Source organism: Kribbella pratensis (genome assembly GCF_004365355.1).
GTDB lineage: Bacteria > Actinomycetota > Actinomycetes > Propionibacteriales > Kribbellaceae > Kribbella.
In genome coordinates, this window is sequence record NZ_SODP01000001.1 from 2,259,985 (window position 1) to 2,273,006 (window position 13,022).

A 13,022-nucleotide genomic window follows, 5' to 3' on the forward strand; every position below is an offset into this window, starting at 1 on the left:
CTAAGCCGGCATCTCCCGCGTCGCAGTGGTGATGACGTCGTCGAGCACGGCGCGGGAGGTGGTGAGGTCCGCGATCATCTGGTCGATGCGGTCCCGCTCGGCGGTCAGCTCGGTGACGAGCTCGGGCGTGGCCCGCTCGTTCGGGCCGCCGTCCGGGTCGCGCATGCAGGGCAGCAGCTCGGCGATCTTCTTGCTGTGCAGCCCGGCGGCGAACAGCTCCTGGATCAGGATCACGCGGTCGACGGCGCGTTCGGCGTACTCACGCTGGCCGCCGGCCGTTCGCTGCGAGACGAGCAGGCCCTGCGCTTCGTAGTACCGCAGCGAGCGCACGCTGACGCCTGCCCGCTCCGCCAGCTCCCCGATCCGCACGCTGCCTCCAGGACTTGAACCTGACACTGATGTCAGACTTTACCGTCCCGGCATGACGCTCTACGACTCCCTTTACAACTACAGCCCGATCACCGAACGACCCGCCCTCGACTGGCCCGGCGGCAAGCGCGTGGCCTTCTACGTCGGCCTCAACATCGAGCACTTCCTGCCCGACGAACCCTCCACCAGCATCTGGCCGATCGACGTCAAACCCGATGCACTCAACCACGGCTGGCGCGAGTACGGCGCCCGCGTCGGTATCTGGCGCATCATCGACATCCTCGACCGGCACGGCGTCCGGGCGAGCGCTCTGGTCAACTCGATGGTTGCCGAGCACAACCCGCAGATCATCAAGGCCGGCACCGAACGCGACTGGGCCTGGCTCGCGCACGGTCAGACCAACTCGATCCTGCACACCGGCTACGTGCCCGACGAGGAACGCCGCATCCTGACCGACATCACCACCACCATCGAGACCGCCACCGGCAGGCGGCCGAAGGGCTGGATGGGGCCGGCGCTGACCGAGACCCACAACACCCCGGAGCTGCTCGCCGAGCTCGGGTACCAGTACGTCCTCGACTGGACCAACGACGATCAGCCGTACCGCCTCAACGTGCCCGAAATGCTCAGCGTCCCGTACACCCTCGAGCTCAACGACCTCGGCCTGTTCCTCCGCGGCCTGTCCGGCCCTGACTTCCTCCAGATGGTGAAGGACCAGTACGACGTACTCCGCGAAGAGGGCGGGCGGGTGATGGCGCTCGCGCTGCATCCGTTCGTGATCGGGCAGCCGTTCCGCGCGAAGTACCTGAACCTCGCCCTGGAGTACATTGCCGCGCAGAGCGACGTCTGGTTGACCACGAGTGACGACATCGCCGCGCACTACGCGACGACGTAACCCGGCCGGGCATGGCGCGTTGTTACTAATGGGTTTATTCTCGTCCGGACAACTGGGGGGTGACGGCGCGCCGTCACCGGGAGCACGGGGAGTAACGAGATGCGGAACGAGCGGGGAGGTACTTCGATCCCTGCCCTCGCGGTGCTCGTGCTGCTCGGCATCGTCGCCGCGGTCGGCATCTTCGGTAACAAGACGAAGCACGTCACCGTCGACCTCACCACGCTGACGGCGTCGACGACCGCCACCACGATCCCTACCGCGCCGCTCGACACGCAGCCGTTCACCGGGACCGGCGGTCTGGTCGTCCACCCACGCTCCGAGGCGGCGCTGTTCACCGCTCCGGACGCCGATGCGTTCGGCAAGATCGGTCCGACCCAGTTCGGCCCGACCTGGTTGCCGGTGGTCGAGCAGACCGACGGCTGGGTGCGCGTGCTGCTCCCCTCCAAGCCGAACCGGTCCACCGGCTGGCTCCAGGACGAGGACCTCGACCGCGCCTCCTCGTCGTACCTGATCCGCGTGCACACCAGCTCGCGGACCATCGAGCTCTTCGACAAGAACAAGAGCCTGGGCACCTGGAAGGCCGGGGTCGGCGCGAAGAAGACGCCGACGCCGCCCGGCCGGACGTTCCTGCTCGGCTCGATCATCGACCACAAGCGGTCGGCGTCGCCGATCGTGCTCCCGCTGGGTGCACACAGTCCCACCTTGGACACGTTCGGTGGCGGACCTGGTACGGTCGCGATCCACGGCTGGCCGAATCCGCACGTGTTCGGCGCGGCGATCAGCGCCGGCTGCGTCCGGGTGCCGAAGACCGCCCTCGCCGACCTGCAGAAGGTCCCGCTCGGGACGCTCGTCCTGATCGACAGCAAATAAGGAGATTCCGATGCGACGCCCCCTCACTCCGACGCTGCTGACGGCTGCGGCCGTGGCGGGGGTCGTGACGTTCAGCCTGGTCGCCAGTGCGCCGGCCGGCAACGCCGCGGCCCGGCCGTCGTCGGCGTACGCCGTGAGCGCGGAAGGCCAGGTGCCGATCGCCAAGACGCCGTACGCCGAATCGCTCGACGGGAAGCGGCAGACGACCTCCGCGCTGGAGCTCCCGAAGAACCCGCTGCTCTCGGTCCGGGCCGGTACGGCGACCGCGGGCAACGACTCCGCCTCGGTCGAGCTGTTCGACATCGTGGTCGGCCCGGACATCCTCAGCCAGGTACAGATCCCGCCGGAGCTGAAGCAGCAGTGCGCGAGCCTGCCGAAGACCGGCGCGGAGGACCTGCCGCTCCCGGACATCGCGCTGCCCGACCTGGGCCTGCCGCTGCCGAAGCTGAGCACCAAGGACCTGCCGGTCAAGAACCTCCCCGACCTGTGCAACCTGCTGCTCAACCCGCCGACGTCGCTGCTCGCCATCGACTCGCTGAACGTCTACTGCTCGGGTGATTCCGGCGGCGTCGACCTCGGCACGGTGACGCTGCTCGGTCAGACCCTGAAGCTGCCGAGCACCAAGCAGGGCGCGTCCTTGCCGTCCAACCCGCTGGCAGCGATCAGCGTCAACAGCCAGGGCAAGCACTCGGACGGGTCGTTCACGATCACCGGCCTGACCATCAACCTCGGCGGCGGCGCCGAGGTCATCAACCTGGCCTCCGCCACCTGTGCGAAGCCGGCCCCGAAGCCCAAGCCCACCCCGAAGCCGACTCAGCCGGTTGTCCCCGCCCCGCCGCTCGACCACGTCCCCGCGGCCCCTGTCCCCACCCCCGTCAAAACCCACCAGCCCGTCACCGGCTGACCCCCCGCCCGCCCCGCACACACCCGCATTTGCCTGGCAGACCCACCTAGTGAGGGGTTCCTCACCCGTAGCCAGGGTGTAGAACCCCGGATTGCATGGGTCAGCCAGGCAAATTCGTGGGTCAGCCAGGCAAATGAGGGCCGGCGGCGCGGGCTAGAGCTTGACGCCGAGGAGGGCGTCTACGGCTAGGGCGACGAGGGCGGGAGCCTCGTGGTCGTCGCCTTCGCTCTCCGCCCAGGCGTCCACGGCAGCCAGCGCGGCGACTGTGTCCAGATCGTTCGTGAGCGCCGCCCGCAGGGCATCGACCGCCGCCGCGCCGTCAGGCCCGGACCCGCGGCCCACCGCACCACGCCACACGTCCAGGCGCTCCTGCGCCGACGTCAGATCGGTCGGCATCCAGAACCAGTCCGTGCGGTAGTGATGCGTGAGCAGCGCCAGCCGGATGGCCATCGGGTCCGCACCCGCGAGGCGCTCCTTCGACACCAGGACCAGATTGCCCTTGGACTTCGACATCTTCTCGCCGTCGAGCCCGACCATCGCCTGGTGCACGTAGGCCCGCGCGAACGGGTGCTTCCCGGTCGCGACCTGAGCACCGCTGGCCGACATCTCGTGGTGCGGGAAGATCAGGTCCGTCCCGCCGCCCTGGACGTCGAACGTCATCCCGAGGTACTTCAGCGCGATCGCCGAGCACTCCACGTGCCACCCCGGCCGGCCGCGTCCGAGCTCCGAGTCCCACGCGGGCTCCCCCGGCCGCTCGTGCCGCCAGAGCAGGCTGTCCAGGGGGTCCTGCTTGCCCTCGCGATCCGGGTCGCCGCCGCGCTCCGCGAACAGCTCGCGCATCGTCTCGCGGTCGTAGTTCGACACGCCGCCGAACAGCGGGTCGGTCTTCACCGCGAAGTACAGATCGCCGCCGACCGAGTACACGGCCCCGGCCCGGCGCAGGTCCTCGACCGCGTCGGAGACCAGGTCGATTGACTCGACGACGCCGATGTAGTGCTGTGGCGGGATCACCCGCAACGCGGTCATGTCGTCGCGGAACAACTGGATCTCCTGCGCGGCCAGGTCGGTCCACTCGACGCCGGTCGCCGTCGCCCGCTCGAGCAGCGGATCGTCGACATCGGTGATGTTCTGCGTGTAGTGGACGTCGTATCCGCTGTCCCGCCACATCCGGTTGATCAGGTCGAACGTGACGTACGTCGCCGCGTGGCCCATGTGCGTCGCGTCGTACGGCGTGATGCCGCACACATACATCCGGGCGGTCGTGCTGTCGACCGGCGGCACCTCGACCAGGCCGCGGGAGGCGGTGTCGTAGAGGCGCAGCCGCCGGGCCGGCCCGGGTACGACCGGGATGTCTGGTTTCGTCCACGCCTGCATGTGTCGGAGCTTATGCCAGTCCGATTTTCAATGACGCGACACGGTTCCAATCTGTGGTCCCGCCGGCGGCTTGCCCCCTGGTGCCGCTAACGTCGCGGGCGATGAGCGCTGACTTCAGTCCCGAGTTCCAGGCGTTCGGCGGCTGGATCGCCGCCGCCGCGATCCAGCAGCAGGATCTGTTCAACGAGGCGGTCGGATCCGACCCGCTGCAGGCCGACCTCGACGCCCGCACCCTGACCGGCGAGCGCGGCGTACTCGGTGGGGTGTCGCTGCTCGGGAGCTTCTCCGAGCTGGATCAGACCTGGCTGTGGGGTTGGGCGAACCCGGGCTTCGGAGCGGACGCTGTGGCGGTGGCGCCGACGGTGACGGTTCGCGAGTTCGGGGCGCAGCACGGGATCTCGGAGTTCACGACCGACAGTCCGGACCTGAGCGGCTTCCCGGAGCCGGCGCAGGCGGCGATCACGCTGGCCATCGCGGCAGGCGCCGTACTGGGTGGTCGTGGGGTTTGGTCGACAGCGATCAACGAGGGTCGCGGGCAGGTGTACCTGCACGTCGCCGACGAGCAGCTGCCGCTGGCCGGGTTCGATGCCATCGCCACACCGCGGCTGCTGATGACGGCCGTCAGCGTGTTCCCGTCCGACCCCCGTCAGGTCGTCCGCGGGTACTTCCAGCATTTCGGCCTGCCGTACGAGGAGCGGTCCGACGCGATCCGCGGCACGGCGCCGAACGGCAGCGTCGTGCTCGCGACCTTCGACGAGCTCGGCCGCCTCGGCACCGTGAACGTCGAACCGAAGACCTAGAAGGCCCAGAAGGCCTGGAACGCCTGGCAGGCCTAGAACGCCGGCCAGGGAATCGCGGGCCAGTCGTCGCTCGGATACGGGAAGGTGCCGGTCTTCAGCAGCGTCGCGCAGCGCTCGCGGGTCGCGGTCAGCTCGACCGTGGTGATCAGCTCGCACAATTGTTGCCCGAAGCCACCAGCGAGCTGATCGGCCAACCGGCGTACGTCGTCCAGCAGGCCGGCCGGGATGGGGTCGCCGGCCCATCCCCACAGGACCGTGCGGAGCTTGTCGTCGGCGTTGAACGTGACGCCGTGGTCCACGCCGAACACCCGGCCGTCGCCCGGGTTCAGCACGTGGCCGCCCTTGCGGTCGGCATTGTTGACCACGGCATCGAACACGGCCATCCGCTTCAGCGCATCGTTGTCCGCGTGCACGAGCGTGACCGGGTTGTGGCGGCCGTCGAGCGCTTCGAGTACGCCGACCCAGCCCTTCGGCACGCGACCTTGCGGAACGATGTCGACCAGCTCGGTCTCCCCCGGCCCGAGCTCGGCCTCGTCGATCCACAGCTGCACCATGCCCTCGCCGAGCGGCCCGTCCCGCAACAGCGTCGGCGGCACGACCGACCAGCCGAGCGCCTCGGAGACGACGTACGCCGCGAACTCGCGCTGTGCCAGCGTGCCGTCGGGGAAGTCCCACAGCGGCCGCTCACCCTCGACCGGCTTGTAGACCACGGTCGCGGTCTCGCCGTCGAGGCTGACCGAGCCCTGGTAGGTACCATTCGAAGCCGCGACGAGGCGGCCGTGCAGTGACAGCTCCCCATGGGCGAGCAGGTCGGGATCGGTCATCATTCCGGCAGGTGCCGACGGTATCCGTTGGCCCGCGGGCAGATGTGCCCGTCCGCGTCGATCGGCCGGCCGCAGAACGGGCAGCTCGGGCGACCGGACGCGACCAGCGCGACCGCGCGCCGGGCGAACGCCCTGGCCTGCTCCTCGGTGATCCGGACGATGAACACCTCGGCGTCGTCGGACTCCATCGCGGCCGTGACCGGATCGGTCTCCTCGAGGTCGGCCTGCTCGCCCGTGACCACCGCGAACACCTCGATCACCACGCGCTCGGCGTCGGCCTCCCAGGCCAGCGTCATCGTGCCGGCCCGGAACTCCTCCTCGATCGGCTGCTCCAGCGGCGCGGTGTCGTCGGCCGCGGTCTGCGTCACCGGATCGCGGTCGAAGCGCCGGGCGACCTCGTCCAGCATCACGTCGAGCCGCTCCGCGAGCGCCATCACCTGTTCCTTCTCGCACGCGACCGACGTCAGCCGTTGCCCGGCCCTGGCCTGCAGGAAGAACGTCCTCGCACCGGGCTCCCCCACGGTGCCGGCGACGAACCGCTCGGGGTCGTCGTAGGTATGTACAACTCGCGCCATATCTAGACCCTATTACCGTCCGCCGACTACCGCGTCCGAGGACTGCTTCTTGGGCTTGCCTTTCGCTGTCGGCTTAGGGACCAGGGACGCTAGCTCGCTGCCGGAGTCGTTCAGGCGGACCAGGAACGGGCGGGTCGCGGTGTAGGTGATGATCGTGGTCGACGCGGTGTCCACGACGATCCGCTGAAACGTGTCCAGATGCTGGCCGAGCGCATCGGCCACGATCGCCTTGATCACGTCGCCGTGCGAGACCGCGACCCAGATCGCGTTGTTGCCGTGGCTCTTGGCCAGCTCCGCGTCGTGCGCCCGGACCGCGTCGACCGCGCGCTGCTGCATCGCCCGCATCGACTCGCCGTTCGGGAACGTGACCGCGGACGGGTGCTGCTGGACGACGGTCCACAGCGGGTCCTTCGCCAGGGTCGCGATCTTCTTCCCGGTCCAGTCGCCGTACCCGCACTCGGTCAGCCGCCGATCGGTTGCCGGACGCAACGCGGGGTGGTGCTCGGCGTGGGCCTTGGCGATCGCCGCGGCGGTCTGCCGGCAGCGTTCGAGGGGCGAGGTGACGATCGCAGCCAGCGGCAGTTCGGCCAGGCGCTGCGCCACCGCCTCGGCCTGCTTGACGCCGGTCTCGTCCAGCTTCACGCCGGGCGTGCGACCAGCGAGTGTGCCGGATGTGTTCGCGGCGCTACGACCGTGGCGGACCAGAATCACCGTGGGCATGGGGTGCACGTTATCCGGTCGGGCAAGTCGTGATGCCATGATGGGGGCGTGATCGTGGACTGCGGGGTGTACGCCGAGGGGGAACGGCGGGATCTGCCCAAGGACCCCGAGACCGTTGCCCGGGCCATCGACGACGACCACGCATCGTTCGGATGGATCGGGCTGCACGACCCGTCGGACGCCGAGATGAAGCGGGTCCAGCGCCTGTTCGACTTGCACGACCTCGCGGTCGAGGACGCGCTGCAGATCCACCAGCGGCCGAAGGTCGAGCGGTTCGGCGACATGATCCTCGTCGTACTGCGGACCCTCTGGTACGTCGACGAAGGCGACGCGGTCGAGACCGGGCAGGTGACCGCGTTCATCGGGCAGCGGTACGTCGTGACGGTGCGGCACGGGGAAGGCGGTGAGCTCGCCACCACGCGGCACCAGTTGGAGGAGCGCGCCTCGATGCTCGGGCACGGTCCGGCCGCCGTCCTGTGGGCGATCTGCGACGCGATCGTGGACCAGTACGAGACCGTGGCCGAACAGGTCGAGATCGACGTCGACGAGATCGAGAGCTCGGTGTTCTCGCCCGAGCGGACCAGCGACGCGGAGCGGATCTACGGGCTCAAGCGCGAGGTGCTGGAGATGCGGCGGGCGATCGATCCGCTGCGCGAGCCGATGGAGGAGTTCGCGCACGGCGTCGCCGGCCTCGGCCCGAAGGCGAGCCCGTTCTTCCGCGATGTCGCCGACCATCTCACCCGCGTGTCGGAGCAGACCGAGTCGATCGACGTCCTGCTCCAGTCGGCGCTCAACGCACACCTCGCGCGGGTGTCGGTCCAGCAGAACGACGACATGCGGAAAATCTCTGCCTGGGTTGCCATCGCCGCAGTCCCCACGATGCTGGCGGGGATCTACGGCATGAACTTCGACAACATGCCGGAGCTCCGATGGCACTTCGGGTACTACGCCGTACTGCTGCTGATGGCCGTCGTCTGTTCCACCATGTACGCCTTCTTCCGCAAGGTCGGCTGGCTCTAGGTAGCGGTGATCGTGCTGGTTGCCAGCAGGATGATCAGGACGATGCCCAGTAGGACCCGGTAGAAGGCGAAGACCTCGATGGTGTGCTTGACGACGAAGCGCAGGAGCCAGGCGATCGACGCGTAGGCGACCACGAAGCTGACGACCGTGCCGACGAGCACAGGTACTGCGCCGACGTCGCCGTGGAGGGCGTCCTTCAACTCGTAGACGCCGGCCCCGACGAGCGCCGGAATGCCCAGCAGGAACGAGATTCTCGTCGCGGCTACCCGGTCCAGGCCGCGGAACAGACCCGCGGAGATCGTGGCGCCCGAGCGGGAGATGCCGGGGATCAGCGCCAGGCATTGGACCAGGCCCATGACGAGCGCATCGACCAGCGTGATGCGGGTCAAGGGCCGTTCCTTGGTGCCGATGCGTTCGGCGGCGACCATCACGAACGCCCAGCCGATCAGCGCGCCGGCGACCCACCACAAGCTGCGGAGCGGACCCGAGATCAGGTCGCGGGCGAGGAAGCCGACGATCACGATCGGGACCGAGCCGACGATGACGTACCAGCCCATGCGGTGATCGAACTCGCCGCGGTATTCGGGGTTGGCCAGGCCACGCACCCAGGCGACCGCGATCCGGGCGATGTCCTTCCAGAAGTACAGGACGACCGCGACGATCGCGCCGACCTGGATCACCGCGGTGAAGCCGGTGATCGACGGGTCGTCGATCTTCAGCCCGAGCATCTTCGACACGATGGTCAGGTGCCCGGTGCTGGAGACCGGGAGGAATTCGGTCAGGCCCTCGACGATGCCGAGGATGATGGAGTCCCAGATCGTCATCAGCCGGCGACCCCGGCCAGCTCGAGCGCCTCCGCGGCGGTGTGCAGGTCGGCGATCCGCTGCTCGACCGTCGACGCGAACGGCGTCAGCGCGACAGTCGTCGCCCCGGCCTCGGCGTACGCCGTGAGCTTGTCGGCCATCCGCTCCTTGGAACCGAGCAGCGAGATCGAGTCCAGGAACCCGAACGGTACGGCGGCCATCGCCTCGCGGTGCTTCTTGTCCAGGTACAGGTCCTGGATCTGCTTGGCCTCCTCGGCGTACCCCATCCGGACCGCGAGCGCGTTGTAGAAGTTCTTCTCCCGGCTGCCCATGCCGCCGATGTACAGCGCGGCGTACCCACGGACCGGGTCGGCCGCGACCTGCAGGTCGTCGCCCGTCATGAGCGGCGTGGTGACCACGACGTCGAAGCCGTCGAGGTCTTTCTGACAGGCCGCGCGGCCCGCCTTGATGTGCGTCAACTGCTCTCCCAGATAGGCAGGATCGTTCAGGATGCCGAGCCAGCCGTCGGCGATCTCGCCGGCCAGCTCGAGGTTCTTCGGACCGACCGCCGCAAGGTACACCGGCACATGGTCGCGGATCGGCCGCACCGTCAGTTTCAGCGCCTTGCCCGGTCCGTCGGGCAGCGGCAGCGTGAAATGCTTCCCCTCGTACGCGACGGTCTCACGCCGGAGGGCCGCGTTCACGATGTCAACGTACTCACGGGTCCTGAGCAGAGGCTGAGAGAAGCGGACGCCGTGCCACCCCTCCGAGACCTGCGGCCCGGACACGCCGAGACCCAGCCGGAACCGGCCGTTCGACAACCGGTCCAAGGTGGCCGCGGTCATCGCGGTCATGGCCGGCGTCCGGGCCGGGATCTGGAAAACGGCCGCGCCGACGTCGATCGTCGCGGTCTGGGCGGCGATCCAGCTGAGCAGGGTCGCGGCGTCCGAGCCGTACGCCTCTGCTGCCCAGGTGACCGCGAAACCGAGGGCCTCGGCCTCCTTCACCAGCCTCAGGTGGTCCAGGTGATCGTCGCCGCCGTACACGAAGCCGATGTTGAGTCCGAGTCGCATGACTGGCGAGCCTAGCGAGAGGTTGTCGGTGGCCCGCAATAGGCTCGGCTCATGCAGCAGCGCTATCTCGGTCACAGTGGACTGGCGGTGAGCCGGCTCGGCCTGGGCACGATGTCGTGGGGCCGGGACACCGACGAGCACGAGGCGCGCGAGCAGCTGGCGGCGTTCGTGTCCGCGGGCGGGACGCTGATCGACACCGCCGCGGCGTACGGCGACGGTGACAGCGAGCTGCTGATCGGGTCGCTGCTCGGCGACGTGGTGGACCGCGACGACCTGGTGATCGCGACCAAGGCCGGGTTCAGCGTCCGCCGGGGCGAGCGGATCACCGACACGTCCCGCGGCGCCCTGCTGCGCGACCTCGAGGGCTCGCTGCGCCGGATGAACGTCGACCACATCGACCTCTGGCAGCTGCACACCTGGTCCGACGACGTGCCGTTGGAGGAGACGCTCTCGGCGCTGGATCACGCAGTCAACTCCGGCAAGGTGCGGTATGTCGGCATCTCGAACTACGCGGGCTGGAAGTCCGCCCGAGCCGTCACCTGGCAGCAGGCCTGGCCGGGCCGCGCGGTCCCGGTGTCCAACCAGGTGGAGTACTCGCTGCTCGCCCGGGACGCCGAGTTGGACGCGCTGCGGGCCGCCGCCGGGCTCGGGATCGGGGTCCTGGCGTGGTCCCCGCTGGGGCGCGGCGTGCTGACCGGGAAGTACCGCACGGGCATCCCGGCGGACTCCCGCGCGGCGTCTCAACATCTGTCCAGATTCGTCGACCCCTACCTCGACGCGCGCGCTTCAGGCATCGTGGAAGCGGTTGCCCGGGCAGCGGACGGGCTCGGCTGGACCCCGCTCGAGGTCGCACTGACCTGGGTGCGGGACCGGCCCGGCGTGTCGGCGGCCATCGTCGGAGCCCGGACTGCGCTGCAATTGAAGTCGGTGCTCGGAGTGGAGGAACTCACCCTGCCGCCCGCGATCGCGGCGGCGTTGGAGGATGTTTCGTGAGGCCTTTGTTGTTACAGCTGTGTTGTTGAAGGTGGCAGGGAGGTGCGGATGGCCGAATACGAGCTGCAGCAGTTCGAGGTGTCCAGGACGGAGTCCCGCGGTGCGGTGCGCAGGTTGCTCACCGAGCACGCGGAGTACGGCGGGTGGGAGCTTGCCCGTCTTCGTCGCTATCCCGACGGCACCCGCCGCGTCTGGCTCCGCCGCCGCATCATCCGCGTGATGCGGACCCTCTGAGCAACGCACTCACCAGCTCGCGTCGGCTCCCGACGCCGACCTTGTCGAACGACGCCCGCACGTGCTCCTGCACGGTGTGCGGTGACAGGCACAACCGCTCGACGACCTGCCGCGTCGAGTAGCCGCGCAACAAGAGCTCCGTGACCCGCTGCTGAGCCGGCGTGAGTCCATGCAGATCCAGCAACAACGACCCCAGCTGAGCCGGTGTCACCGGCTCCATCACGACGACGATCTGCCCGTTGTCACCGAGCTTCGACGCCTGAAGCTGTAACCAGTCGCCGGCACGCGTCCTGACCTTCAGCCTCGCGGTCGCCTGATCGAACTGCATCCGCGCGGCCACCGACCGGACGGCAACGGGCAGCTCGTCGGCCGAGCCGAGCTCCGCGAGCCAGTAGCCCGCCTCGGCGCTCGACGACTGCATCCGGAGCCGGGTGTCCAGCACCACCACGCCCGGCCCGACTCGCGGCGCGCTGGCATACCATACGGTATGGTCTGGCGGCCCGGGCTCGAGCTCTCGCGCCTCGAAGGCGGTGGGTCGGAGTCCGAGGCGCAGGCCCTCGCCCAGGTGTGGCGCCAGTCGTCGTACGAGCTGGATCTCTTGGGCGGCGAAGCCTGACTCCGCGTTCTCCCGGTGGAGGCAGAGGACGCCCCAGCAGCGGCCGTTCGACGTCAGGGCGGCGCGGAGTTCGTCGCCGAGACCGAGCGGGCGCATCACCTCGGCGTACCGCGGACTGCTCGCCCAGTCGCCCTTCGTCGCCTGGCCCAGCGACCGCACCGGATCGCGGCCGCCGGCCAGTACGGCGAACTTGTTCACATCGTCCTGCCCGAACTCGTTCGCGATGAACTGCTCGGTGACCGCATCGAGCGGCTCGTCGACCGTCACCGACGTGAACAGCACCGTCGCCGGATCCACCGTCGCGAAGAACGCCGCGTCGACCGTCAGCACACCCCTCAGCCGCGCGAGCACCTCGGAGCGCAACTCATCGGCGTCCAGCCCCGCGTAACAGCGCTGGATCAGCACCTCAAGGCGATCCATCGCCCCCACCCCGCCCCGCCCCCATGGTCAGGATGCTACGCCGAGTTGCTCGCGGAACCCGAGGTCGTCGAGCCGCCCCCAGCGTTCGACGATCAGGCCGTCCCGGAGTCGCCAGATGTTGATCCCCGGCAGGCTTACGGTCTTGCCGGTCGGCGGCACGCCCATCACCTCACCGCGCTGCGTCCCACCGGCCGTGAACCGCTCGACGACGAGATCGCCCTCCGCGATCAGCGCGTGCAGGTCGCTGTGCCAGTCCGGGAACGCGGCCCGCATCATGCTTCCGGCGTCCCGCATGCCCTCGCGGTCCGGCGTGACGCCGAACGGCGGGTCGTGGTTGATGAAGTCCTCGGCCAGGTGCGTGTCCACGGCGCCGAGGTCCCCTTTGGTGAACAGTCCGTCGATGAAGTCCTTGACGACGGTTTTGTTGCTGTCTGTTGTGCTCATGACTCGATCGTGCGCGGGTCCGGATCCCGGCTGTACCCCGATTAGTTGGGGTTCTGCCGGTGAAATATCTCTGCGACAGAGGTAATCT

General features: G+C 69.0%; 16 protein-coding genes. 7 read left to right on the forward strand and 9 right to left on the reverse strand.

Annotated features, from left to right (window positions below; genetic code table 11):
* Positions 1-369 (reverse strand): MerR family transcriptional regulator, encoded by a 369-nt coding sequence (locus EV653_RS10725; RefSeq protein WP_134100915.1) that lies wholly within the window; start codon positions 367-369, stop codon positions 1-3.
* 52 nt (positions 370-421) lie between these two features.
* Here EV653_RS10725 and EV653_RS10730 point away from each other — a divergent pair, with 52 nt between their 5' ends.
* The 3 genes from EV653_RS10730 (at position 422) to EV653_RS10740 (ending at position 3,038) form a co-directional block, all read left to right on the forward strand.
* Positions 422-1,264: a polysaccharide deacetylase family protein gene (locus EV653_RS10730; RefSeq protein WP_134100918.1), complete on the forward strand. Its 843-nt coding sequence runs from the start codon at positions 422-424 to the stop codon at positions 1,262-1,264.
* 99 nt (positions 1,265-1,363) lie between these two features.
* A complete protein-coding gene (locus tag EV653_RS10735) occupies positions 1,364-2,134 on the forward strand; it encodes a L,D-transpeptidase (protein WP_134100920.1) in 771 nt (256 codons plus the stop codon).
* Positions 2,135-2,144: 10 nt separating this feature from the next.
* A complete protein-coding gene (locus EV653_RS10740) occupies positions 2,145-3,038 on the forward strand; it encodes a hypothetical protein (RefSeq protein WP_134100923.1) in 894 nt (297 codons plus the stop codon).
* A gap of 153 nt (positions 3,039-3,191) precedes the next feature.
* Here the strand turns inward: EV653_RS10740 and mshC are convergent, their stop codons facing one another.
* A complete protein-coding gene (mshC, locus tag EV653_RS10745) occupies positions 3,192-4,412 on the reverse strand; it encodes a cysteine--1-D-myo-inosityl 2-amino-2-deoxy-alpha-D-glucopyranoside ligase (protein WP_134100925.1) in 1,221 nt (406 codons plus the stop codon).
* Between the two features lie 101 nt (positions 4,413-4,513).
* On the opposite strand from mshC, the gene EV653_RS10750 reads away from it, so the two are divergent.
* The gene (locus EV653_RS10750; RefSeq protein WP_134100928.1) at positions 4,514-5,212 is read left to right on the forward strand and encodes a DUF6882 domain-containing protein; all 699 of its coding nucleotides are present in this window, start codon (positions 4,514-4,516) and stop codon (positions 5,210-5,212) included.
* A 32-nt stretch (positions 5,213-5,244) separates the two neighbouring features.
* Here EV653_RS10750 and EV653_RS10755 read toward each other — a convergent pair whose 3' ends face one another.
* The 3 genes from EV653_RS10755 to EV653_RS10765 are packed head-to-tail and all read right to left on the reverse strand — an operon-like array spanning position 5,245 to position 7,331.
* Positions 5,245-6,036, reverse strand: a complete 792-nt coding sequence (locus tag EV653_RS10755; RefSeq protein WP_134100931.1) for an SCO1664 family protein — start codon at positions 6,034-6,036, stop codon at positions 5,245-5,247.
* Positions 6,036-6,611 (reverse strand): DUF3090 family protein, encoded by a 576-nt coding sequence (locus EV653_RS10760; protein WP_134100935.1) that lies wholly within the window; start codon positions 6,609-6,611, stop codon positions 6,036-6,038. Before EV653_RS10760 ends, EV653_RS10755 begins: the two co-directional genes overlap by 1 nt.
* 12 nt (positions 6,612-6,623) lie before the next feature.
* A complete protein-coding gene (locus EV653_RS10765) occupies positions 6,624-7,331 on the reverse strand; it encodes a histidine phosphatase family protein (RefSeq protein WP_134100938.1) in 708 nt (235 codons plus the stop codon).
* A gap of 48 nt (positions 7,332-7,379) precedes the next feature.
* On the opposite strand from EV653_RS10765, the gene corA reads away from it, so the two are divergent.
* A complete protein-coding gene (gene corA, locus EV653_RS10770; RefSeq protein WP_134100941.1) occupies positions 7,380-8,351 on the forward strand; it encodes a magnesium/cobalt transporter CorA in 972 nt (323 codons plus the stop codon).
* On the opposite strand, the gene EV653_RS10775 is transcribed toward corA, so the two are convergent.
* Positions 8,348-9,175, reverse strand: coding sequence for an undecaprenyl-diphosphate phosphatase (locus EV653_RS10775; protein ID WP_134100944.1), 828 nt, complete (start codon positions 9,173-9,175; stop codon positions 8,348-8,350). The two genes, corA and EV653_RS10775, sit on opposite strands and share 4 nt — an antisense overlap.
* Positions 9,175-10,227, reverse strand: a complete 1,053-nt coding sequence (locus EV653_RS10780; RefSeq protein WP_134100947.1) for an LLM class F420-dependent oxidoreductase — start codon at positions 10,225-10,227, stop codon at positions 9,175-9,177. Before EV653_RS10780 ends, EV653_RS10775 begins: the two co-directional genes overlap by 1 nt.
* Before the next feature lie 51 nt (positions 10,228-10,278).
* Here EV653_RS10780 and EV653_RS10785 point away from each other — a divergent pair, with 51 nt between their 5' ends.
* Positions 10,279-11,220: an aldo/keto reductase gene (locus EV653_RS10785; protein ID WP_134100949.1), complete on the forward strand. Its 942-nt coding sequence runs from the start codon at positions 10,279-10,281 to the stop codon at positions 11,218-11,220.
* A gap of 48 nt (positions 11,221-11,268) precedes the next feature.
* Positions 11,269-11,454 carry a DUF5703 family protein gene (locus EV653_RS10790; protein ID WP_130448421.1) on the forward strand — a complete coding sequence of 62 codons (186 nt, stop codon included), beginning with the start codon at positions 11,269-11,271 and terminating at the stop codon, positions 11,452-11,454.
* Here EV653_RS10790 and EV653_RS10795 read toward each other — a convergent pair.
* Both EV653_RS10795 and EV653_RS10800 read right to left on the reverse strand, forming a co-directional pair.
* Complete coding sequence (locus EV653_RS10795) at positions 11,429-12,490, reverse strand: LuxR C-terminal-related transcriptional regulator (protein ID WP_134100952.1); 1,062 nt, start codon at positions 12,488-12,490, stop codon at positions 11,429-11,431. The genes EV653_RS10790 and EV653_RS10795 overlap by 26 nt on opposite strands.
* A gap of 27 nt (positions 12,491-12,517) precedes the next feature.
* On the reverse strand, positions 12,518-12,934 hold the full coding sequence (locus EV653_RS10800; RefSeq protein WP_134100955.1) for an ester cyclase: 417 nt from the start codon (positions 12,932-12,934) through the stop codon (positions 12,518-12,520).
* Between the last annotated feature and the right edge of the window lie 88 nt (positions 12,935-13,022).